This window comes from Streptomyces termitum (assembly GCF_014650175.1).
GTDB lineage: Bacteria > Actinomycetota > Actinomycetes > Streptomycetales > Streptomycetaceae > Streptomyces > Streptomyces termitum.
The window spans coordinates 16,116-37,863 of the sequence record NZ_BMUL01000011.1 but is presented as its reverse complement, the minus strand read 5'-3'; the positions used below and the strand labels follow the sequence as shown (position 1 = coordinate 37,863).

The 21,748-nt window shown below is 73.6% G+C and carries 18 protein-coding genes; 8 read left to right on the top strand and 10 right to left on the bottom strand.

Features of this window, described 5'->3' with window-relative positions; all coding sequences use genetic code 11:
* Nucleotides 1–6: 6 nt before the first annotated feature.
* The 3 genes from purE to IE219_RS20950 all read left to right on the top strand — a co-directional run bounded on the left by purE (nucleotide 7) and on the right by IE219_RS20950 (nucleotide 2,768).
* On the top strand, nucleotides 7–504 hold the full coding sequence (purE, locus tag IE219_RS20960) for a 5-(carboxyamino)imidazole ribonucleotide mutase (protein ID WP_189980032.1): 498 nt from the start codon (nucleotides 7–9) through the stop codon (nucleotides 502–504).
* Entirely contained in the window at nucleotides 501–1,697 is a 1,197-nt protein-coding gene (locus tag IE219_RS20955; protein ID WP_189979722.1) for a dipeptidase, read from the top strand. The genes purE and IE219_RS20955 overlap by 4 nt, the downstream gene beginning before the upstream one ends.
* A 141-nt stretch (nucleotides 1,698–1,838) precedes the next feature.
* Nucleotides 1,839–2,768, top strand: a complete 930-nt coding sequence (locus IE219_RS20950; RefSeq protein WP_189979721.1) for a membrane dipeptidase — start codon at nucleotides 1,839–1,841, stop codon at nucleotides 2,766–2,768.
* 65 nt (nucleotides 2,769–2,833) lie between these two features.
* On the opposite strand, the gene IE219_RS20945 is transcribed toward IE219_RS20950, so the two are convergent.
* Together IE219_RS20945 and IE219_RS20940 are read right to left on the bottom strand one after the other, a co-directional pair.
* Entirely contained in the window at nucleotides 2,834–4,171 is a 1,338-nt protein-coding gene (locus tag IE219_RS20945; protein ID WP_189979720.1) for a UDP-glucose dehydrogenase family protein, read from the bottom strand.
* Nucleotides 4,172–4,268: 97 nt separating this feature from the next.
* Nucleotides 4,269–5,510 (bottom strand): LCP family protein, encoded by a 1,242-nt coding sequence (locus IE219_RS20940; RefSeq protein ID WP_229849903.1) that lies wholly within the window; start codon nucleotides 5,508–5,510, stop codon nucleotides 4,269–4,271.
* A gap of 119 nt (nucleotides 5,511–5,629) precedes the next feature.
* Between IE219_RS20940 and IE219_RS20935 the strand changes: the two genes are divergently transcribed.
* Complete coding sequence (locus IE219_RS20935; RefSeq protein WP_189979718.1) at nucleotides 5,630–6,163, top strand: acyl-CoA thioesterase; 534 nt, start codon at nucleotides 5,630–5,632, stop codon at nucleotides 6,161–6,163.
* A 40-nt stretch (nucleotides 6,164–6,203) separates the two neighbouring features.
* On the opposite strand, the gene IE219_RS20930 is transcribed toward IE219_RS20935, so the two are convergent.
* The 5 genes from IE219_RS20930 to IE219_RS20910 all read right to left on the bottom strand — a co-directional run bounded on the left by IE219_RS20930 (nucleotide 6,204) and on the right by IE219_RS20910 (nucleotide 14,218).
* Nucleotides 6,204–7,706, bottom strand: a complete 1,503-nt coding sequence (locus IE219_RS20930) for an LCP family protein (protein ID WP_444545647.1) — start codon at nucleotides 7,704–7,706, stop codon at nucleotides 6,204–6,206.
* A 328-nt stretch (nucleotides 7,707–8,034) separates the two neighbouring features.
* The gene (locus tag IE219_RS20925; protein WP_229849924.1) at nucleotides 8,035–9,504 is read right to left on the bottom strand and encodes an LCP family protein; all 1,470 of its coding nucleotides are present in this window, start codon (nucleotides 9,502–9,504) and stop codon (nucleotides 8,035–8,037) included.
* Nucleotides 9,505–9,860: 356 nt separating this feature from the next.
* The gene (locus IE219_RS20920; protein ID WP_189979713.1) at nucleotides 9,861–11,618 is read right to left on the bottom strand and encodes an LCP family protein; all 1,758 of its coding nucleotides are present in this window, start codon (nucleotides 11,616–11,618) and stop codon (nucleotides 9,861–9,863) included.
* 277 nt (nucleotides 11,619–11,895) lie between these two features.
* A complete protein-coding gene (locus IE219_RS20915) occupies nucleotides 11,896–13,203 on the bottom strand; it encodes an LCP family protein (protein ID WP_229849901.1) in 1,308 nt (435 codons plus the stop codon).
* 262 nt (nucleotides 13,204–13,465) lie between these two features.
* Nucleotides 13,466–14,218: a TIGR03089 family protein gene (locus IE219_RS20910; RefSeq protein ID WP_189979711.1), complete on the bottom strand. Its 753-nt coding sequence runs from the start codon at nucleotides 14,216–14,218 to the stop codon at nucleotides 13,466–13,468.
* Nucleotides 14,219–14,355: 137 nt separating this feature from the next.
* Between IE219_RS20910 and IE219_RS20905 the strand changes: the two genes are divergently transcribed.
* The 3 genes from IE219_RS20905 to IE219_RS20895 all read left to right on the top strand — a co-directional run bounded on the left by IE219_RS20905 (nucleotide 14,356) and on the right by IE219_RS20895 (nucleotide 17,961).
* Nucleotides 14,356–15,777 (top strand): peptidoglycan recognition protein family protein, encoded by a 1,422-nt coding sequence (locus IE219_RS20905; RefSeq protein WP_189979708.1) that lies wholly within the window; start codon nucleotides 14,356–14,358, stop codon nucleotides 15,775–15,777.
* Between the two features lie 103 nt (nucleotides 15,778–15,880).
* Nucleotides 15,881–16,963, top strand: coding sequence for a mannose-1-phosphate guanylyltransferase (gene manB / locus IE219_RS20900; RefSeq protein ID WP_189979706.1), 1,083 nt, complete (start codon nucleotides 15,881–15,883; stop codon nucleotides 16,961–16,963).
* 68 nt (nucleotides 16,964–17,031) lie between these two features.
* Nucleotides 17,032–17,961 carry a DNA-3-methyladenine glycosylase family protein gene (locus IE219_RS20895; protein WP_189979704.1) on the top strand — a complete coding sequence of 310 codons (930 nt, stop codon included), beginning with the start codon at nucleotides 17,032–17,034 and terminating at the stop codon, nucleotides 17,959–17,961.
* Between the two features lie 15 nt (nucleotides 17,962–17,976).
* Here the strand turns inward: IE219_RS20895 and IE219_RS20890 are convergent, their stop codons facing one another.
* From IE219_RS20890 to IE219_RS20880, 3 genes are read right to left on the bottom strand one after another with little or no spacing between them, the layout of a single operon-like run.
* The gene (locus IE219_RS20890) at nucleotides 17,977–19,293 is read right to left on the bottom strand and encodes a coenzyme F420-0:L-glutamate ligase (RefSeq protein ID WP_189979702.1); all 1,317 of its coding nucleotides are present in this window, start codon (nucleotides 19,291–19,293) and stop codon (nucleotides 17,977–17,979) included.
* On the bottom strand, nucleotides 19,290–20,246 hold the full coding sequence (cofD, locus tag IE219_RS20885) for a 2-phospho-L-lactate transferase (RefSeq protein WP_189979700.1): 957 nt from the start codon (nucleotides 20,244–20,246) through the stop codon (nucleotides 19,290–19,292). Before cofD ends, IE219_RS20890 begins: the two co-directional genes overlap by 4 nt.
* 13 nt (nucleotides 20,247–20,259) lie before the next feature.
* Nucleotides 20,260–20,796 (bottom strand): cysteine dioxygenase, encoded by a 537-nt coding sequence (locus IE219_RS20880; protein WP_189979698.1) that lies wholly within the window; start codon nucleotides 20,794–20,796, stop codon nucleotides 20,260–20,262.
* A 680-nt stretch (nucleotides 20,797–21,476) separates the two neighbouring features.
* On the opposite strand from IE219_RS20880, the gene IE219_RS20875 reads away from it, so the two are divergent.
* The gene (locus IE219_RS20875) at nucleotides 21,477–21,740 is read left to right on the top strand and encodes a WhiB family transcriptional regulator (RefSeq protein ID WP_015033978.1); all 264 of its coding nucleotides are present in this window, start codon (nucleotides 21,477–21,479) and stop codon (nucleotides 21,738–21,740) included.
* Nucleotides 21,741–21,748: the final 8 nt, after the last annotated feature.

The following is a 21,748-nucleotide window of genomic DNA, read 5'->3' as shown; positions in this document are numbered from 1 at the left end:
ATCGCCATGGGGTCCGACTCCGACTGGACCGTCATGGAGGCCGCAGCCCAGGCCCTGGACGAGTTCGAGATCCCGTACGAGGTGAACGTCGTCTCCGCGCACCGCATGCCGCGCGAGATGATCGCGTACGGCGAGCAGGCCGCCGGGCGCGGCCTGAAGGCGGTCATCGCCGGGGCGGGCGGCGCCGCCCACCTGCCCGGCATGCTCGCCTCCGTCACCCCCCTCCCGGTCATCGGCGTCCCCGTGCCGCTGAAGTACCTCGACGGCATGGACTCGCTGCTCTCCATCGTGCAGATGCCGGCCGGCGTCCCGGTCGCCACCGTCTCCGTCGCCGGCGCCCGCAACGCGGGCCTGCTCGCCGTCCGGATCCTCGCCGCCGCCGACCCCGCGCTCCAGGCCCGCATGGAGGAGTTCCTCCAGGACCTCAACGCGCAGGCCACCGAGAAGGGCAAGCGGCTGCGCGCCAAGGTCGAGGGCACCGAGTCCTTCGGATTCGCCCGGTGAGCGCGGCCGAGCGGCTCGCCGAGGCCCGCGCCTTCCTCGCCGGGGCCCCCGTCGTCGACGGGCACAACGACCTCCCGTGGGCGCTGCGCCACCGCTGCGGCTACGACCTCGACGCGCTGGACATCTCCGGCGACTGCTCGGCCGCCCTCCACACCGACCTCGCCCGGCTCCGCGCCGGCGGGGTCGGTGCCCAGTTCTGGTCCGTGTACGTCCCCGGCACGCTCGCCGGCGACCACGCGGTCAGCGCCACCCTGGAGCAGATCGACGCCGTCGACCGGCTCGTCGAGCGCTACCCGGCCGACCTCGTGGCCGCCCGTACCGCCGACGACATGGAGAAGGCCCGCGCCGAGGGCCGGATCGCCTCCCTCAAGGGCGCCGAGGGCGGCCACTCCATCGACAACTCGCTGGCCACCCTGCGCGCCCTGCACACCCTCGGCGTGCGGTACATGACCCTCACGCACAACCAGAACAACGACTGGGCCGACTCGGCCACCGACGAGCCCCGGCACGGCGGCCTCACCGCCTTCGGCCGCGCCGTCGTCCGCGAGATGAACCGCGCCGGCATGCTGGTGGACCTCTCGCACGTCGCCGCCACCACCATGCGCGACGCCCTCGACACCACCGCCGCGCCGGTCGTCTTCTCGCACTCCTCGGCCCGCGCCGTCTGCGACCACCCGCGCAACGTCCCGGACGACGTCCTGGAGCGGCTGCCCGCCAACGGCGGCGTCGCCATGGCCACCTTCGTGCCGAAGTTCATCCTGCCCGCCGCCGTCGAGTGGACGGCCCGCGCCGACGACAACCTCCGCGCGCACGGCTTCCACCACCTCGACACCGGCGACGCGGCGATGGCCCTGCACCGCGCCTTCGAGGCGGACCACCCGCGCCCGGTGGCCACCGCCGCCACCGTCGCCGACCACCTCGACCACATGCGGGAGGCCGCGGGCGTCGACCACATCGGCATCGGCGGCGACTACGACGGCACCGCCTTCACCCCGGCCGGCCTGGACGACGTCTCCGGCTATCCGAACCTGATCGCGGAACTCCTCGACCGGGGCTGGTCGCGCGCCGACCTCACCAAGCTGACCTGGTCGAACGCGGTCCGCGTGCTGCGCGACGCGGAGGCGGTCGCCCGCGACCTGACCGCCCGCACCCCCGCCTCGCACGCCACGATCGCCCAGCTCGACGGCGTCTGACCGGGCGTCGGGGCGAGCGCCCCGGCCTCACCCGTACGGCGCAGTCCGGCGGGCCCCGGACGGGGGCCTCCGGCACGGTGGACGGTACTGCCCCGCCTCCCCGGCGGGGTAGTACTGCATCACCGAGTTCGGAGTACTGCCATGGCAGATCTAGACGATCATCCCCCCTTCTCTGCCTCCTCCGGCGGCGCCGTCGGCGCGCTGGAACCCCCGGAGCCACCACCCCCCGCGCCGCTCGACGAGACGGCCCGCGCACGGGCCCTGCTCGCCGCCCAGCCCGTCCTCGAAGGCCACACCGAACTCCCCGCGCTCCTCGACCCCGAGGACCTCCCGCCCGCCCGGGCCCCGGAGGCCGGCGCCCAGTTCTGGTCCCTGCTCGTCGACTCCGACGAGGGCGTCGTCGGCACCCTCCGCCGCCTCGACACCATCCGCGCCCTGGTCGCCGCCTGCCCCGACGACCTGCGCCTGGCGCACACCACCTCGGAGACGGCCCACGCCCGCAACTGCGGCCGGGTCGCCGCCCTCCTCGGACCGGTCGGCTGGACCGCCCTCGGCGGCTCCGCCGCCACCCTGCGCGCCTACCACGCCCTCGGCGTCCGGGCCGTGAACCTCACCCGCTTCGACCGCTTCGCCCGCGAGGCGGTCCGCGAGATGAACCGCATCGGCCTGGCCGTCGACCTCTCCGGCGCCGACCGGGACACCGTCCGCCGGGTCCTCGACGTGACCCGCGCCCCGGCCCTGCTCACCCGGGCGGTGCCGGAGGCGCTGCCGGACGACGTGCTGCGGCTCCTCGGGGAGAACGGCGCGGTCTGCATGGTCGCGGTCGGCCCGGACCCGGCGGCCACCGCCGACGTCCTGGACCGGGTGCGGGAGCTGGCGGGACCGGGCTCCACCGGCCTCTCCCACCTGACCGAGGGGGCCGAGGGGTACGTGCCGCTCGTCGCGGAGCTGCTGCGCCGCGACTGGCCGGCCCGCGACCTGGTCGGCCTGGCCCACGGGAACGCGACCCGCGCCCTGCGCGAGACCGAGTTCCTCTCCCGTACGAACCGGATCAGGCCCGTCGCCGCCTGACCCGCCCGCGTACGGCACGGCGAAGGGGCGCCCCCCGGCCCGGGGGCGCCCCTTCGGTGTACGGCTCAGGCGCGCGGGCGGCCCATCGCCCGGTAGGTCCAGCCGGCCGCCCGCCACCGCTCCGCGTCCAGCGCGTTGCGCCCGTCGAGGAGGACCGGCGAGGCGACGGCCGCGGCCAGCTCCGCCGGGTCCAGCTCGCGGAACTCGCGCCACTCCGTCAGGTGCAGCACCACGTCGGCGCCGCGCACGGCCTCAAGCGCCGAGTCCGCGTAGGAGAGCGTCGGGAAGACCTTGCGGGCGTTGTCCATGCCCTTGGGGTCGTAGACGGTGACCTGGGCGCCCTGGAGGTGGATCTGCCCGGCCACGTTGAGGGCGGGGGAGTCGCGGACGTCGTCCGAGTCCGGCTTGAAGGTCGCGCCGAGGACGGCGACCTGGCGGCCCAGGAAGGAGCTCCCGCCGAGGATCTCGCGGGTCATCTCCACCATCTGGCCGCGCCGCCGCATGTTGATGGAGTCGATCTCGCGGAGGAAGGTCAGCGCCTGGTCGGCGCCCAGCTCGCCCGCGCGGGCCATGAAGGCGCGGATGTCCTTGGGCAGGCAGCCGCCGCCGAAGCCGATGCCGGCCCGCAGGAACTTGTCGCCGATCCGCTCGTCGTACCCGATGGCCTCGGCGAGCCGGACGACGTCGCCGCCGGCCGCCTCGCACACCTCGGCCATCGCGTTGATGAAGGAGATCTTGGTGGCGAGGAAGGAGTTGGCGGCGGTCTTCACCAGCTCGGCGGTGGGGAAGTCGGTGACGACGAGGGGCGAGCCCTCGGCGATCGGCGCCGCGTACACCGCGCGCAGCAGCTTCTCGGCCCGCTCGCCGTCCTCCGGGCGGACGCCGACCACGATCCGGTCCGGGTGCAGGGTGTCCTGGACGGCGAAGCCCTCGCGCAGGAACTCCGGGTTCCAGGCCAGCCCGACGCCCTCGGGCAGCAGCCCGGCCAGCCGCTCGGCCGAACCGACCGGCACGGTCGACTTGCCGACGACCAGCGAACCGGCGCGGACGCGGGGGGCGAGGGCGGCGAAGGCGGAGTCGACGTAGCTCATGTCGCAGCCGTAGTCGGCGCGCTTCTGCGGGGTGTTGACGCACACGAAGTGGACGTCGCCGCCGAAGGACTCCAGCTCCTCCCAGGAGGTGGTGAAGCGCAGCCGCCCGCTGGACCCCTCGAAACCGGCCACGTGCTGCGCGAGCAGCTCCTCCAGGCCCGGCTCGTACATCGGGACCCGCCCGGCGGCCAGCATCTCGATCTTCTCGGGCACCACGTCGAGGCCGAGCACCTCGAAGCCCATCTCCGCCATGGCCGCGGCGTGCGTGGCGCCGAGATATCCGGTGCCGATCACGGTGATCTTCAGGGCCATGCGGGACTCCAGTGAACGTCGGGCGAACTGCCTGCCCGAGCATAGTCGGGCCCCGGCGGCGGCCCCCGGCGGGAGCCGCCGCCGGGGCCCGTGAGGGTCACCGGTCGGCTTCGACGGTGACCTTCTGGTCGTTCCTGATCTGGTCGACGAGCTGCTTGACCTTGGGCATGTCCCACTTCAGGGAGTTCTGGGGCGCGCTGCCCGCGAGCGGCATGTTCATCGACTTGCCGTCGCCGCCGCTGATGCCCTTCATCGCGAAGAACATCTGGCCCAGGTCCCACAGGGACATGTCCTTGTCGACGATCAGGGTGTCCAGGCCGGCGCCCAGGGTCGGGTAGAGGCGGAAGGGGTTGAGGATGGTGCCCGGGGTCGCCGCCTGGTGGGCGAGGGCGGACAGGAACTTCTGCTGGTTCTTGGTCCGCTGGAGGTCGGACTGGGCGAAGGCGTAGCGGGTGCGGACGAAGGCGAGGGCCTGCTCGCCGTCGAGGGTCTGCGTGCCGGCCTGGAAGTCGGCGCCCGACTTCTTGTCCTTGAAGCCCTGCTCGATGTTCAGCTCGACGCCGCCGAGCGCGTCCACGATGTTCGCGAAGCCGGCGAAGCCGATCTCCGCGTAGTGGTCGATCCGCAGCCCGGTGTTGAACTCGACGGTACGGACGAGGAGTTCGGGTCCGTCCATCGCGTAGGCCGCGTTCAGCTTGGCGCCGCCGCGGGCCGGATAGGTCTTGCCGGACTCGGAGCCCGCGAAGCTCGGGATCGTCACCCACGAGTCGCGGGGCAGCGAGATCATCGTGTTCCCGCTGGAGCAGGCCGCCAGGATCATCATCGAGTCGGTCCGCTTGCCCTCGGCGGAGCCGGTGTGGAGCTTCTTCTTCTCCTCGGCCGTCATGCCCTCGCGGCTGTCGGAGCCGACGATCAGGTACGTCGTGCAGTCGCCCTCGGCGGGCCGCTCGATGACCTTGGAGAGGTCGACCTCGTTGCGCATCTGGGAGCTCGCCCAGGCATAGGTGCCCACGCCCCAGACGAGGGCGCCGACGGCGAGCACGATCGACCCGATCTTGATCCGCTTGCGCCAGTCCGGCGCGGGGCCGGAGGGGCGGGCGCCGTAGCCGCCGGGGCCGCCGGGGCCCGAGGGGCCTCCCGGGCCGCCGCCCTGCGGGGCGCCGCCGTACACCTGGCCGCTGCTGTAGCCGGAGTCGTACCCCTGGGCCTGGGCCTGGGTGAAGTTCGGGTTGTACGCCTGGCCCTGCTCGTACCCCTGCTGGTACTGCGGAGACTGCGGTCGTCGCTGCGCGCGCCCCATGGGGCGGGCACCGTCGGGCTGCTCAGGCCAGTCATTCATGCGGACCAGTGTGCCGGGCAGGGCTCCGCGCGCGACAGGCCGGGTCGACGATAGGACCGGTGCTGTTGCCAAGCTGATGCAAAGCGGACAGCGTCGATACCCGGCATAAGGTGGAGGGCATGACAGAACAGGTCGACATCCCCGGCAAGCCCACCTCGGCCTCGCGCACCACCCTCAGCCACATCATGACCAGCCACGACACCAACCTCCTGGGCACGGTGCACGGCGGAGTGATCATGAAGCTGGTGGACGACGCCGCCGGCGCGGTCGCGGGCCGCCACTCCGGCGGTCCCGCCGTGACCGCCTCCATGGACGAGATGGCCTTCCTGGAGCCCGTCCGCGTGGGTGACCTTCTTCACGTGAAGGCCCAGGTCAACTGGACCGGACGGTCCTCCATGGAGGTCGGCGTCCGGGTCATGGCCGAGCGCTGGAACGAGTCGACCCCCGCGACCCAGGTCGGCTCCGCCTACCTGGTCTTCGCCGCCGTCGACGCCGACGGCAGGCCCCGCCGGGTCCCGCCGGTCGTCCCGGAGACCGAGCGCGACAAGCGGCGCTACCAGGAGGCCCAGATCCGCCGCACCCACCGCCTCGCCCGCCGCCAGGCCATCAAGGAGCTGCGCGAGCGCCGGGCCGCGGAGGGCTACACCGACTGAGCCCCCGCCGGTCCCCTCCGTACGGCCGCGCGCCCGGGGGTCACGGGCACACCACCTGGTCCCCGGTGACCGCCTCGAACGGCCCCCGCGCCGCCGCGGTCTCCGCCCGCACCGCCGTGACCCCCCGGTACGCCGTCCCCGCCACCACCCGCAGCGTCCCGCCCCGCCCCGGCACAGCCTTCAGCTCCGCGTCCGGCAGCGCCGCCGCCAGCGACTTCGCGGACCGGTCCCAGCGGGGGTCGTACTCGATCAGGGTCCGCTCGCGCTCCGGCCCCGTCCCGGTCGCCGGCGCCCGCGTGGTGTCGAAGCCGGTGCCGTGCAGCGCGTCGTCGACCTTCCGGCCGAGGCCGTCGATCCGGGTCCCGTTGTAGACCTGCACCCGGACCGACTTCGGGTCCACGTCCACCACCACGGCCCGCGCCTCCTTCTTCTCCGGCGCGGCCGGGCGGGCGGCGAGCGGCCGGTCCTCGCGCAGCGCCGCGAAGAGCTTCTGCGCCTTCTCCGCGTCCCACTTCACGGTCGACCCGATGCCCTTCACGGGGAAGTCCATGTCGCCGATGGGCACGGAGACGAACTCGGACGACGCCGGGGTGAAGCCGCGCATCGCCTTCGCCAGCGACAGCAGCTCGTCCGTCCCGAAGCCCTCGTCGGCCCGCACCGAGCCGAGCATCGTCGTCGCCACCTCCCGGAACCGCACCGGGTTGAACAGCACGCCCCCGCTGGTCAGCCGCTCCACGACCGCCGCCAGGAACTTCTGCTGCCGCTGCATCCTGCCGATGTCCGCGGCCCCGTCGATGTGCCGGGAGCGCACGTACTGGAGCGCCTGCCCGCCGTCCAGCTCATGGGTGCCGGCCGCCAGGTCCAGGCCGGTGTACGCGTCCTTCAGCGGCCGGGTCGTGCAGATCTGCACCCCGCCGACCGCGTCCACGGTCCGCATGAAGCTGGTGAAGTCGACCTCCAGATAGTGGTCGATCTTGACCCGGGTCATCGCCTCCACCGTCCGCACGGTCAGCGACGGCCCGCCCTCCGCGTAGGCCGCGTTCAGCTTCACCGGGTGCGCGTGGTGCTTCTCGCCGCTGTTCTGGTCGGTGTGCGCGGGCAGTTCGGCGTACGAGTCCCGGGGCAGGCTGACGACGCTGGCCCGCTCCCGGTCCTCCGAGATGTGCACGAGGAGGACGGTGTCGGTGCAGTGGCAGGGCGCCCCGCCCAGCCGGTACTTCCTCTTCTCCTCGGGCGTGATCCGGTCGCGCCCGTCGGTGCCGACGACCAGCACGTTCATGCCGTTCCCGTCCTGGGGGCGGTTCTTCATGTCCTTGAAGGGGTCGACCCGGGTGATCCCGGTGTCCAGGCCGGAGACCACCGCGTGCCCGATCCCGCCCGCCGCCAGCACCGCCACCGACAGCGCGGTCGCCATCCGCGCCCCCCACCGGGGCCGCCGCCGGGGCCGGCGCGCCGGGACGGGGCCGGCGCGCCGGGGGGCCGGGCGGCGGTCCGGAGTCCCGGCCCGGTGGGGCGGACGGGGAGTGCGGGGCGGTGTGGGCACGGACGGACACCTCCGCGGGTGTGACAGGGGGACGGTGTAGCACCGTAGGCCCATACGATCAGCTGGGAGGGGACCCGCCCCCGGTGGCGCGCGCCGCTGTCCCCCGTTCGCGTTAACGTGCCCGGTCGCCCGGCGCCCCGCCGCCGCGTCCGCGATCATGCGGCCGGTCCGCGCGGGCCCGCACCGTCCCGCCGCCGCGCTTCCGGTACTTCGCGTGTTTCCCGTACTTCCCGTGCTTCCGGTACTTCCCGTGTTTCCGTTACGAACGCCGACGGCCGGGCCCCCGTCGTGGGGAGCCCGGCCGTCGCGCGTGCGGAGAGGACAGGGGTCAGCTCTTGCCGTCCCACTTGTAGACCGAGTAGACGTCCATGCAGCCGACCTTGTCGTCGGCGCCCTCCGGCAGGTCGCCCGCCTCCTGCTTCGGCTTCTCGTAGGCGGTGCCCTCGCGCCAGTCCGCGCCCACGACCAGGGTGATGCCGGTGACCTTGTCGTCGCCGCGGACGGTGGCGGCCGGCAGCCCGAGGGCCGCGGCCACGGACTCGGCGTCGGCGCGCGCCTGTTCGCCGCCGGACTTCGGGTAGGCGACGACCGTGCCCTTGCTCGGCTTGCCGTCCGGCGAGGAGGTGGCCTGCGTGAAGCCCTTCTCCTGGAGGGCGGTGGCGATCTTCTTCGCCCGGCCCTCGACGGCCGGCTCGTCGTTGCCGTCGGTGCCGTTGATGACGGTGACGGCCAGCGAGGCCGGGGCCGCGGCGGTCTTCTTCGGCTCCGGGGAGCCCGTCGCGGTCGGCTTGGCCTGGGCCTTGCCGCCGTTCTTGTCCATGGCCACGTCGTCGCGGAGCATGCCCCAGATCTTGTCCGAGGACGACTTCACCGGCTCCAGCCACTCGTTGGGCCGCTGCGGGTACTCCTTGGTCGGAATGGTGATGGTGGACAGCCGGTCCACCTTCACGTTCTTCAGCTGCATGCCGAGCTCGAACAGCTTGGCCACGGTGCTGATCTCGTCGGAGACCTGGAGCGACCGGGTGCCGGTCTCCGCGAGGCCCATCAGCCGGCCGGTGTCGGTCCAGGCGTTCTGCTCCTGGAGCCGCTTCAGCATGCCGTTGAGGTACATGTGCTGGGCCTTGGCGCGGGCCTGGTCGCTGCCGAAGGCGTGCCGGGTGCGCAGCCACTGGAGGGCCTGCTCGCCCTTGACGTCGGTGGTGCCCGCGGGCAGCTTCAGCCCGGAGCCGCCCTTCTGCATGGCGGTCGACTTGTCCCAGACGCCGGTGTTGACGCAGACCGGGACGCCGCCGACCTCGTCGGCCATGGCGACGACGCCCGCGAAGTCGACCATCATCCAGTGGTCGATGTAGACGCCGGTGAGGCTCTCCCAGGTGGTGAGCGTGCAACCCGGACCGCCGCGCTGGAGCGAGGTGTTGATGGGCTGGTTGTCGGTGGCCGGAAAGGTCTCGCGGCCGTCCTCGCTCTTGCACTGCGGGATGCGCACGACGGTGTCGCGCGGAATGGAGATCAGGGAGGCGTTCTGCCGGTCGGCGGAGACGTGCAGCAGCATCTGCACGTCGGCGAGCGGCTTGCGGTCCTTGTCGTTCCGGCCGCCGCCGAGCTTGATGTTCTTCTCGTCGTTCCGGCTGTCGGAGCCGATGAGGAGGATGTTCAGCGGGGTGTCGCCGAGCGCGTTGGGCGCGGCCTTCTTCACGCCGCTCTCGCCGCCGGCCCGGCCGCCGCTGCGGATGTTGTCGTTGAGGTGCTGGTAGTACAGGTATCCGGCGCCGGCCGTCCCGAGTATCAGGACGGACATGGCGATGGCGGACCAGCGCAGCGCCTTGCGCTTGCCGGCCTTCTTGGCCCGCTTGCGGGCCGCCGCCCGGCCGGCCGCGCCGCCCGCGCCGGTCCCCGTGTCCGTACCGCCGCCGTCACCGCCGCGCCGGCGCGCGGCCCGGCCGCCCGCCGGGCCGGCCCCGTCGGATGCCTCGCCCGGGACGTCGGGGGCGCCGCCCGCGCCGGTCGCCGTGCCGGCGCCGTGCAGGTCGTCGTCCCATCCCCGTTCCCGGGCGTGCGGAACGCTCGGACGCGTCCCCTCCCGTCGCACGCTTTTCTGTCCCACCCCTGGTCCCCTCTTCGGTCAGACGCGCGCCGGACGCCGGTGTTTCCGGGTCACTTGGCGCACACCTGCTTGTCCGCTGCTACTTGTCCCAGATCCTGCGGCGCCTTTGCCGCTCCGGTGATGGGCACCCCCGCGCCCTTGAAGTCGGCGCCGAGCACGAGCGTCATGGGTGCGCGCTCCGCGGCGTCGACGGTGCCCGGCTTGAGGGCCGTGGCCGGAAGACCCATCATGTCCGCGAGCGCGCGGGCCTGATCGGCCTGGTTCGGTGCGTACTCCAGAGTCGTCTTCGCCGCCTTCTCGGGGGCGTTGCTCTTGTTGGTCGAGCGGGTCACGCCCTGCTCGTTCTGGAGCCAGTTGATGGTCGACTGGGCGGCGCCCTGGACGCCGCTGCCGTTGTAGACGTCGACGCGGACCTCGACGGCGGGCGCCCGCTCGCCCTGGAGGAGGGCGGCCTCGGCCTTCGCCTGGGCGCTCTTGGCGTCCTGCTCCTTCTTCTTCACCTCGGTGAGCGAGGTGTCGCTCTGGAGCAGGGCGAAGAGCTGGGGCGCCTTGGTCTCGTCCAGCACCACGGTGACGGGCTTGGGCTCGTCGGGATTGTCCTTGACCGGCAGGGTGGTGAAGGCGATGTTCTTCGTCTCGATCCCGGCGAGTTCGCCGGCCAGGTCCTGGAGCTTGCCGAGGGAGCCGATGCCCTTGTCGACGGTGAGGGCGTTGGTCGCCGCCGACGCGAGGTCGTACAGCTTCGTCGGGCTGGTCAGCGTCTCGTTCGACTTCATCTGCCGGATCATCGAGCCGAGGAACTGCTGCTGGATCTTGATCCGGTCCAGGTCGCTGCGGTTGCCGAAGCTGGAGCGGGTGCGGACGAAGGCCAGGGCCTGCTCGCCCTGGACGGTCGACTCGCCGGCCGGGAGCTTCAGGTGCGACTTGGGGTCGTCCACCGGCTTGTCGACGCAGACCTTCACGCCGCCGACGGCGGTGGTCAGCTCCTTGACGGCGTTGAAGTCGACCATCATGAAGTGGTCCATGGCGAGGCCGGTGATCTCCTCGACGGTGCGCATGGTGCAGCCGGGGTCGCGGCCGGCCTGGCCGAGGCTGACGTTGAAGCGCTCCTTGCGCTGCCCGGGGATGGTGAGGATCTTCCCGTCGGGCTGCCGGGTCTGGCACTCCGGGATGGTGGTGACCAGGTCGCGCGGGATGGAGACCGCCGTGGCGTTCGTCCGGTCCTTGGAGACGTGGAAGAGGATCGTGGTGTCGGCGTGGCCGGCGCTGTTCTTGTCGCCGTAGCCGCCGTTGCCGTCGCCGGTGCGCTTGTCGGTGCCGATGACGAGGATGTTGAACGCCTCGCCCTTGCGGAAGCCGGCGCCCTTCTTCCCGACGGGCTCGACGACGTGGATGTTCCCGTTGAGCTTGTTGTAGAGCGCGTACGCGCCGACCGCGCCGCCCACGAGGACGAAGGCCATCGTGCCGCCGGTCCACAGCAGGGCCTTCTTCTTGCGGTTCGTGCCCTGCTTGCGCTTGCGGCGGCTCTGCGCGGGCACGCGCCCGCCACCGCCGGCGGGCGCGTCCGGCCCGGCGGGGCGGCGGCGCCGCTGGCCGGGGACGGGAGCTTCGCCCGGGAGGGTTCGAGGCCCGCCGGAGCGGGTAGCGGAACCATGGGTACCGGAAGCGGGTCCGTCGGTGCGGGAGGAAGGCCGCCGCTGCTCAGCGGAGTGGTCCAGTCGCAGTTCGTAGTTGCCGGTCTGCGGGTTGAGCACCCACTGGTCGGCGGGATCCACCTCGTCCGCCCGTCCACGGCTGTGCGCGTCCACGGTTCCTGTCCTCCGTCGGTGCCACGCGGGGCGCCTCCCCCAGTGGGCGCCGCTCGATCGTTTCGATCCTGATTGAGTGCGACCACGCGGTCGGGGTGCACCGGATCGCGTCACACTATCCGCCCAGTTCAGCGCGGGGCGACGCCAGTGACAAATTCCACGCCCCTTACAACCGGGCAATTTGCCCAAACCGCATCGGTCATGGCCTTGCCCTTGGTTCTCGCTTTACCCACCGGCCCCTCCACGCCCCGCCCTTCACTCCTCCGGGTCCCTCCGGTCAACCCGCGCACGTGCCCTCCGCGGCGTTCCGGCCGGTGAAGGTCGGCGTCGCGGAGGGGACGGGCGTGTCCGCGTCGTCCGGCTTCCCGTCGGAGGATGCGTTCCGGTCCCGTTCCGGTTCCGCCGGAGCCACCACGATCGGTCTGTCCTCGCGGAGTTGCCGGAAAAGAGTGCTTGCAGCGGGCTGCACCAGTTCGTCCCTGTTCGCGTTGTACGTGTACGGGCGCCGGGGCACCGTCAGGAACTGCACCTTCTCCGTCGGGATCGACCGCATCGCGCGCGCGAGCCCGTACAGGTCGCGCAGCGAGTCGAGCCCCGGGTCGGTCGTCAGCGACTTCGTCGCCGCGTCCAGCACCGGGTACAGCTTCGTCGGGTTCAGCAGCACCCCGTCGCTCTGCACCTTGTTCACCAGCGCCCCGAGGAACATCTGCTGGCGGTCCATCCGCTCGGTGTCGCTGCCGTTCCCGAGCGACTTGCGGGCCCGTACGAAGCCCAGCGCCTGCTCCCCGTTCAGCTTCTGCCGCCCGGCGGGCAGCTTCAGCTTCGCGTCGGGGTCGTCCACCGGCTCCTTGAGGCAGACCTCCACCCCGTCGACCGCGTCCACCATCTTCTTGAAGCCCCGGAAGTCGATCACCATGTGGTGGTCGACGCGGATCCCGGTCAGCTTCTCGACGGTACGGATCGTGCACGCCGTCCCGCCCCACTCGAAGGCCCAGTTGAACTGCGCCAGCCGCTCCCGGGTCCGCTTCCCGTCCGGCGCGCGGCAGCTCGGGACCGTCACCATCAGGTCCCGGGGGATCGACATGGCCGTCGCCGACCTCCCGTCCGCCGCCAGGTGCAGCAGGATCACGGTGTCCGAACGCTGGCTGCCCTCGTCCCGGCCGTACCTGCGGTTCCCCTCGCCGGAGCGGGTGTCGGAGCCGATCAGCAGCACGTTCCGGGCCGCCGTCGCCACGGTGGCCGGGCGCTCCTTCTCGTACCGGCGCAGCTCGGCCTCGGCGGTGGTGTCCGTGGTGATGTTGCCGTCGAGCTTGCGGTAGAACCACCAGCCCGTGCCGGCCGCGCCCAGCAGCGCCACCGAGACCCCGAGCGCCGTCCAGCGCAGCCAGTGCCGCCGGCGCGCGGGGACGGCGGCGGCTCCGGAGGCTTCGGCGGCGGAGTCCTCTTCGGCGGCGGCGCCGTCGGGAGCGGCTTCTCCCGGGACGGCCCCTCCGGGCTCCTGCCGCCCGTCCGGTTCCCGCTCCCGGTCCGGCTCCTGCTCCGGTCCGGGCTCCGGTGCGTCGGGGGTGCCAGCGCGGTCCGTCACGTCGTCAGTCCGTCCTTCGGTGCGTCGGCGGCGCGTCGGCGCCCGGCGTCGCAGAAGGAGACGGCCGAACCCGACGGGTGGTTGTGCGGGGGAGACGACTCTCCCCGGCCGATCATCCACCGGACTCGCGGCGCGGACGCGGGTACGCGGCGCGTCGATCCGCTGAACGGGTGCACCGGAGGTCCGGACGTCCCGCGCGGGAGCGCCGGGCCCCGCGCGGGACGTCCGCGCCGGACCCGACGCGCCGTCAGGCCGCCGCGCGTCAGAGCGCCGTCGCGGTGACCCGCTCGCTCTCGACGCGCTTCTCCAGCGCCTCCGGGGCCAGCGCGGACGGGGCGCGGCACAGCACCACGGAACCGCCCGCCGCCAGCGGCGCGTACAGCCCGGCCGCCAGCCCCTCCCAGGAGTCGTACGGCAGCCCGGACAGCAGCCGGGAGCCGGGGCCGAGCCCCAGCCGCGCCGCGTCCAGCCGGGCCCGCTCGACGAGCTCGGCCCCGGTCAGCTCCGCACCGCCGACGGCGAGGGCGGGCGCGTCCGGATCGACCGGGACGAAGGGGGCGAACCGGTCGCCCTGGCCCGGGACCTCGACCGCGTAGTCCGCGTATCCGGCGGGCGCCGACGGGAAACGGCGCCCCAGCGGCGCCAGGGAGAGCGCGATCCGCTCCCCGGAGCAGGCCAGGCCCGCCTCCAGGCACTCCGGGCCCGCCACCACCAGGTCCGCGCCGGCCGGATCGCCGCCCACCTCGGCGGTCACGCCGACGGAGGAGCAGGCGAGCAGCCAGACGGCGGTCTGCCAGTGCGCGGGCAGCAGCAGCGCGAGCCGGTCGCCGGGCTCGGCGGACAGCTCGCCCTGGAGCAGGTTCGCGGTCTTCGCCACCCAATTGGCGAAGGTGGCGACGGACAATTCCACCCGTTCGCCGGTGGTGTCGTCGTAGTAGGTGACCAGGGGACGGGCGGGGTCCGCGGCGAGCGCGGATCGCAGCAGGTCGGCGGGGGTGCGGTCGCTGGCGTTCACGCCGCACAGGGTACGCGGGCCGCCGCGCCGCCCTGGGCCGTACCGGTGACGGGGTCCCCCGGGCGGCCCGACGCGCCGCGCCGTTCCGGCCGTTCCCCCGGCGCGCGTCCGGCCCGCGGGCTCCGCACGATCGGCCCATGCGTGCCTCACTCGCCTCCACGATCGCCGTCGCCTGCGCGGCTGCGCTCGCCCTGCCGGTCACCCTCGCCGCCCCCGCGGCGGCCACCGCGCGTCCGGCGGCGACCGTTCCGCCACCCCAGCGGGACGAGCCGCCGGGCTCCACCCGCTCACTGCCCCTCGGGCCCCTCGACGGGCCCACCGCACGGGCCTTCGGCACCGCCGCCGACCCGTCCCGCGCCCAGGGCCTGACCCGGCGCGACGTCCGCCCCTTCTCCCTCGTCGGCGTGGTCTGGGACGACCCGGAGGCCGTCCTGCGCGGCACCGTCCAGGTCCGCACCCGCGCCACCGCCGACGGCTCCTGGTCGCCCTGGCAGGACGTCGAGACCCACAACGAGGAGCACGGCGCCGACCCGGCCACCGCCGAGGGCACCGCCCGGACGCTGCGCGGCTCCACCGCCCCGCTGTGGGTGGGCGATTCGGACGGCGTGGAGGTCCGCGTCCGCGCGGCGGACCCCGGGGAGGAAACCGGACACGGTACGGAGGAGGGCGCGGTGGCCGGGGACGGCGGAGCCCGTACGGCCCCGCTCCCCGCCGGACTCCGCCTCGAACTCGTCGACCCCGGCGCGGACCCGGAGACCGGCACCGATGCCGCCCCCGCCGCCCCCGGAGCCCGTACGGCCGCCGCCTCCGCCGCCCTCGACGCCGCCGCCGAACGGGCCGCGAGCGCCGTCAACCGCGCCTACGCCCCCGAGGGCGCCACCGTCATCGAGGCGGAACCCGACCGCACCGCACCGGTCGGCGTCCGGGCCGCGGCGGCGAAGAAGCAGCCCTTCATCGGCCCCCGCCCCCGCATCGTCACCCGCAAGGGCTGGGGCGCCGACGAGCGGATGCGGGAGAAGACCTTCGTCTATACGAAGACCATCAAGGCGGCCTTCGTCCACCACAGCGCCACCGGCAACAACTACACGTGCGCCCAGGCCCCCTCCGTCCTGCGGAGCATCTACCGCTACCACGTCAAGAGCAGCGGCTGGCGGGACTTCGGCTACAACTTCGCCGTCGACAAGTGCGGGACCATTTACGAGGGCCGCGCCGGCGGCGTCGGCAAGCCGGTCCTCGGCGCCCACACCCTCGGCTTCAACACCAACAGCATGGGTGTCGTCGTCCTCGGCACCTTCACCAACAGCACCCCGCCGGCCGCCGCCGTCACCGCCGTCTCCCGCCTGACGGCGTGGAAGCTCGGCCTGCACGGCATCAACCCCGAGGGCACCCAGACCCTCGTCTCCGGCGGTGGCAATCGTTACAAGAAGGGCAGCAAAGTCCGTTTCCACACGATCGCCGGACACCGCGACGGATTCGCCACGGACTGTCCCGGCGGACGTCTCTACGGCAAGCTCGGTACCGCGCGCGCCTCCTCGGCGAAGTACCAGGGACGGCGCTGATGGGGGCACGGAGTCAACCATCTGCATAAACTGACCGGTCATATCGCACGGACGGCCGAAACGGGCGCGCTGACCGGCCCCGGACAGGAAGCAGAGACGACAGGTGACAGAAGCGATCCTCCTGGTCGGTGGCAAGGGCACACGGCTGCGACCGCTCACGGTCAACACGCCCAAGCCCATGGTCCCGGCGGCGGGCGTCCCCTTCCTGACGCATCAGCTCGCCCGGGCCCGGGCCGCCGGCGTCGAGCACATCGTGCTCGCCACCTCCTACCTGGCCGAGGTCTTCGAGCCGCACTTCGGCGACGGCTCCGACCTCGGCCTGCGCCTGGAGTACGTGACGGAGGAGGAACCGCTCGGCACCGGCGGCGCGATACGCAACGTGGCCTCCCGGCTGGACTCGGGCCCGGACGACCCCGTCCTCATCTTCAACGGGGACATCCTCACCGGCCTCGACATCCGCGCCCTGGTGGCCACGCACGCCGACTCCGGCGCCGACGTCTCCCTCCACCTCACCCGGGTCGACGACCCCCGGGCCTTCGGCCTCGTCCCCACCGACGACACCGGCCGCGTCACCGCCTTCCTGGAGAAGCCGCAGACGCCCGAGGAGATCGTCACCGACCAGATCAACGCGGGGGCGTACGTCTTCCGCCGCTCCGTCATCGACACCATCCCCACCGGCCGCCCGGTCTCCGTCGAGCGCGAGACCTTCCCCGAGCTGCTCGCCGCCGGCGCGCACCTCCAGGGCATGGTCGACTCCACGTACTGGCTGGACCTCGGCACCCCGCAGGCGTTCGTCCGGGGCTCCGCCGACCTCGTCCTCGGCCGCGCCCCGTCCCCGGCCGTCCCGGGCCGCTGCGGCGACCGCCTGGTCCTCCCCTCCGCCCGGGTCGCCCCCGACGCCAAGCTGACCGGCGGCACCGTCGTCGGCGCCGACGCGACGATCGGCGAGGGCGCCCGGATCGCGGGCTCCACCGTCCTCGCGGGCGCCGTCGTCGAACCCGGCGCGGTCGTCACCGACTCCCTGATCGGCGCGGGCGCCCGCATCGGCGCCCGTACGGTCCTGACCGGCGCGGTCATCGGCGACGGCGCCCACGTCGGGGCCGACAACGAGCTGCGCGACGGCGTCCGGGTCTGGTGCGGCGCCACCCTCCCGGCCGCCGCCATCCGCTTCTCCTCGGACCAGTAGGCCCGCCCGCCCCCGGGGTCCCGCCGCGTCCGGGACCCCGCCGGGCCCGTCCGGCTACGCTCGGAACCATGGCCGGCCGCTTCACCCCCAGACCCACCCGCCCCACCCTGGCGGACGGCCGTCCCGTCGACCTCCGGCTCACCCTCGGCCCGCTCCGCCGGGGCCCCGGCGACCCCGCCTTCCGGATCACCGACGACGGCTCCTTCTGGCGCGCCAGCCGCACCCCGCACGGCCCCGGCACGCTCCGGGTGCGGGCCGGGGACGACGGCGTCGAGGCGGACGCCTGGGGGCCCGGCGCCGACTGGCTCCGCGACCGGCTCCCCGACCTCCTCGGCGCCGCCGACGACCCCGCCTCCTTCGTCCCCCGCCACCGGCTGGTGCTCGCCGTCCACCGCCGCCGCCCCGGCCTCCGCCTCACCCGCACCGGCCTGGTCCTGGAGTCGCTGGTCCCGTCGGTCCTGGAGCAGAAGGTGACCACGGCGGAGGCGTACGGCTCCTGGCGCGCGCTGCTGCGGCGGTACGGCGAACCGGCCCCGGGCCCGGCCCCCGAGGGCATGGGCGTGATGCCCGACGCCCGCACCTGGGCCCGTATCCCGTCCTGGGAGTGGCACCGGGCCAACGTGGACGGCAGGCGCGCGGCGACGATCGTCCGCGCGGCCCGGGTGGCGCCCCGCCTGGAGGAGGCCGCGCTCATGGACCCGCCGGCCGCCCGCCGCCGCCTGGAACTGGTCCCCGGCATCGGCCCGTGGACCTCCGCCGAGACCGTCCAGCGCAGCCACGGCGCCCCCGACGAGGTCACCACCGGCGACCTGCACCTGCCCGGCATCGTCGGCTGGGCGCTGGCCGGCGACCGGGCCGCCGACGACGCGGCGATGCTGGAGCTCCTCGCCCCCTACGCGGGCCAGCGGCACCGCGCCGCCCGGCTGCTCCTGCTGAGCGGCCGGGTGCCGCCGCGCCGCGCCCCGCGCCGGGCCCCGGGCGACATCACCCGCCTCTGAGCCCGGCCGGGCGCCTCAGCGCACCACCAGGAAGTCCTCCGGGTCCCGGCCCGGCCGCTCCCGGGGCTCCGCCGCCGGGCGGCCGATGGCGACCGCGCCCATCGGATCCCAGCCGTCGGGCAGCCCGAGGACGTCCCGGACGACGTCCCGGCAGAACATCGTGGAGGAGACCCAGGCCGAGCCCAGCCGCTCACCGGCCAGCGCCACCAGGAAGTTCTGCACCCCGGCCCCGGCCGCGACGACGAACATCTCGCGCTCGGCGGCGTCCCGGCGCGGATCGCCGTAGTGGTGGGCGCCGTCCATGACGAGGCAGGGCACGGCGAGGAAGGGCGCCTTGCGCAGCACGTCCCCGCGCCGCACCCGCTTCGCGATCGACTCCTCGGACTTCCCGTCCCGCCGCAGGTCCGCGATCCACGCGTCCCGCATGGCGTCGAGCAGCCGCAGCCGGGACTCCGCCGACTCCAGGAGGACGAACCGCCAGGGGGTGGTGTGGTGCGGGGCGGGCGCGGTGACGGCCGCCGCGACCGCGCGCCGTACGGCCCCCGGGTCGACGGGTTCGTCGGTGAACTCCCGCACCGTCCGCCGCAGCGCCACCGCCTCCCGTACGGCCTCCGAGGTGCCCAGGCGGAACATGTCGCCCTCGGCGGGCCGCACCAGCGCCCGCGCGCCCGGCTCCGCGTCGTCGGCGACGACGTGCGGCAGGCCGCGCACCACGGCGACCGGCAGACCGGTCGCCTTGCCCTTCACCAGGTCACCGGCGGCGGCGAGTTCGTCGGCGGTGGCGACGACGGTCACGTTCAGCTCGTTGCCGTGGGAGTCGGTGACGCCCCGCAGGTCGTCCAGGACCCGCACGCCCGCCGCGCCGATCGCGACGTCGGTCAGCCCGGACCGCCAGGGCCGCCCGAAGGTGTCGGTGACGACGACGCCGACGTCCACGCCGAGCGCCTCGCGCAGCCCGGTGCGGATCCGCAGGGCGGAGGCGTCCGGGTCCTCGGGCAGCAGCAGCACGGTCCCGGCGGGGGTGTTGGAGGCGTCCACCCCGGCGGCGGCCATGACGAGGCCCTGCCGGTTCTGGACGATCCGCAGCGTGCCGCGCCGGGCCACCACCCGGACCGTCTCGGCGTCGATGGCGGCCTCGCGGTCGTCGGCGGCGACGATCCGCCCCTCCGCCTTGCTCACGATCTTGGAGGTGACGAGCAGCACGTCGCCGTCGGCCAGGCCGGGCCCGGCGGCGGCGATCAGCTTCGCCAGGTCGTCGCCGGGCGCGACCTCGGGCAGGCCGGGCACCGCCCACACGCGGTACGCGGGGGACGCGGGGGGCGCGTCGGTCACGCCCGGACCTCCTCGGCCAGCGCGAGCGCCGCCCGCGCCATCGCGGCGGTGGCGTCCTCGTCGGTCATCATCAGCGGCACCGCGCGGCAGGCGATGCCGGCCTCCTCGACGGCGGCGACGGCGTCCGCGTCCACGGTGTCCACCAGCCAGCCGTCGATCAGGTCCGCGCCGTAGTGGCGGGCGACGGCCTGCGCGGTGGACTCGACGCCGACGGCCGCCAGCACCTTGTCGGCCATGCCGCGCACGGGCGCGCCGCCGACGAGGGGGGAGAGGCCGACGACGGGCGCGGGGGCGGCGGCGACGGCCTCGCGGATGCCGGGCACGGCGAGGATGGTGCCGACGCTGACCACCGGGTTGGACGGCGGGAAGAGGATGACGTCGGCCCCGGCGATCGCGTCGAGGACGCCGGGCGCGGGCTTCGCGGCCTCCGCGCCGACGGGCACGACCGCCAGGGCGTCGACGGAGGCCCGCAGCTTCACCCAGTACTCCTGGAAGTGCACGGCCCGCCGCTCGCCGTCGACGTCGATCGCCACGTGCGTCTCGACCCGGTCGTCGGTCATCGGCAGCAGCCGCACGCCCGGCTTCCAGCGGGCGCAGAGCGCCTCGGTGACGGCGCTCAGCGGGTATCCGGCGCCGAGCATCTGGGTGCGGACGATGTGGGTGGCGAAGTCCCGGTCGCCGAGGCCGAACCACTCGGGCCCGACGCCGTACGCGGCGAGCTCCTCCTTGACGGCGAAGGTCTCGCCCTCGCGGCCCCAGCCCTGCTCCTCGTGGATGCCACCGCCGAGGGTGTACATCACGGTGTCCAGGTCGGGGCAGACCTTCAGCCCGAAGAGGTGGATGTCGTCACCGGTGTTGCCGACGACGGTGATCTCCGCGTCGGGCACGGCCCGCCGGAGACCACGAAGGAAACGGGCACCGCCGATGCCGCCTGCCAGAACCACAATGCGCATGGACGGCAGTCTGTCAGGCGGGGACGGCCTCCGGGGCGGCCGGGGCGCCCGGGGCGGGAGGCCCGGCGGGGGCGCACCGCCCCTGGTGCGCCTCGTACATCGGCATCTCGGTGAGGCCGGGGAAGTAGACGTGGAGGCTGACGGCGGGTTCCAGCGAGTCGTTGACGACCTCGTGGACGTGGCCGGGGGCGAAGACCCGCTGGCCGCCGGGGGCGAGGGTGCGCGCGCCCCGGTCCGTACGCTCCGTCAACTCGCCCCGCAGGACGGTGAGGACGCCGGAGGAGCGGCCGTGGTCGTGCGGCCCGCTGCCCTGGCCGGGCACCCAGGACAGCAGCCACACCTCGTAGCCGGGGCCGGTGCGCAGGCGGTGGTACCAGCGGGTGGTGGCGTCGTACTCGACGTACGGGGCCCAGCGGGCGCGGTCGGCGGCGATCTCGCGGGCCAGCCCGGCGAACTCGGCCACGGTGGCGGGGTGCTCGCGCTCGGGCTGGAGCAGGTGCGGGACCTCCATGAGGTCGCCGGCGATCTGAAGGTCGCTGTCCATGTTCATGGGCGGGTTGTTCCTCGGCAGAAACGTAGAGCGGTGGGGGGCCACGGCACGGGAGGGCACGGGGCGACTCGGTGACTCTGGGTGACGCTGGGGGAAGCCGGAGCGCGAGGGCATCAACAGCTGGAACAACAACAGCAACAGCGGTCCTGGACAGCGCGGCGGAACCCACGGGCGTGGGTCGCGGCGGGCGCTGCGGTCGCTGGCATGCCACCAAAGTGGCGGGAGGGGTACCCGACTGTCAACTCAATGACCGATTTGGGGGTAATGTTTCACCTCATCCGGTTGCCCTGGCCGAAGAAAGGTTTGTTCGCCCCCGGACCAGGCAACATGGCGCCACAGCCGCATCCGTGGGCGAGGGTGCGCCACCCGGACCGGTCCGCGCCTCCGTGACCTGACTGTGATCCGGATCGCTTCCCCCGCCGGATCGCAACAAGATCCGCGTCCCGTACGTCCTTCTGGGCAGACGGAGGACGTCATGGGAATCGCCTGCGGCATGTGTCACGGTTTTTGGCGATATGAACACTTTCCGCATACGCTTGGTTCCGCAGAGTGAATACGGGGCCCAATAGCAGATCTCGGCTTGACTCGCACAGAGCACAAACTTGTAATTTCACTCGTGTCGTTCGGCCGTCTCGATCACGGCCACACCACGGGACGCACAAGACAGACGAGGGGCGCAGATGACCGAGTTGTTCCAGGAACTGCTGGTCGAGGACGCGGACGAGGAACTCGGCTGGCAGGAGCGCGCACTCTGCGCGCAGACCGACCCCGAGTCCTTCTTCCCCGAGAAGGGCGGCTCGACCCGAGAGGCCAAGAAGGTCTGCCTCGCCTGCGAAGTCCGCTCCGAATGCCTGGAGTACGCGCTCCAGAACGACGAGCGCTTCGGCATCTGGGGCGGCCTCTCCGAGCGGGAGCGCCGCCGGCTCAAGAAGGCCGCCGTCTGAACCGGCGC

Bases quoted from the DNA above. Each gene is read 5' to 3' on its own strand.
- purE (WP_189980032.1), top strand. From the start codon at position 7: ATGGGGTCCGACTCCGACTGGACCGTCATGGAGGCCGCAGCCCAGGCC.
- IE219_RS20950 (WP_189979721.1), top strand. From the start codon at position 1,839: ATGGCAGATCTAGACGATCATCCCCCCTTCTCTGCCTCCTCCGGCGGC.
- IE219_RS20945 (WP_189979720.1), bottom strand. From the start codon at position 4,171: ATGGCCCTGAAGATCACCGTGATCGGCACCGGATATCTCGGCGCCACG.
- IE219_RS20940 (WP_229849903.1), bottom strand. From the start codon at position 5,510: ATGAATGACTGGCCTGAGCAGCCCGACGGTGCCCGCCCCATGGGGCGC.
- IE219_RS20935 (WP_189979718.1), top strand. From the start codon at position 5,630: ATGACAGAACAGGTCGACATCCCCGGCAAGCCCACCTCGGCCTCGCGC.
- IE219_RS20925 (WP_229849924.1), bottom strand. From the start codon at position 9,504: ATGTCCGTCCTGATACTCGGGACGGCCGGCGCCGGATACCTGTACTAC.
- IE219_RS20905 (WP_189979708.1), top strand. From the start codon at position 14,356: ATGCGTGCCTCACTCGCCTCCACGATCGCCGTCGCCTGCGCGGCTGCG.
- IE219_RS20895 (WP_189979704.1), top strand. From the start codon at position 17,032: ATGGCCGGCCGCTTCACCCCCAGACCCACCCGCCCCACCCTGGCGGAC.
- cofD (WP_189979700.1), bottom strand. From the start codon at position 20,246: ATGCGCATTGTGGTTCTGGCAGGCGGCATCGGCGGTGCCCGTTTCCTT.
- IE219_RS20880 (WP_189979698.1), bottom strand. From the start codon at position 20,796: ATGAACATGGACAGCGACCTTCAGATCGCCGGCGACCTCATGGAGGTC.
- IE219_RS20875 (WP_015033978.1), top strand. From the start codon at position 21,477: ATGACCGAGTTGTTCCAGGAACTGCTGGTCGAGGACGCGGACGAGGAA.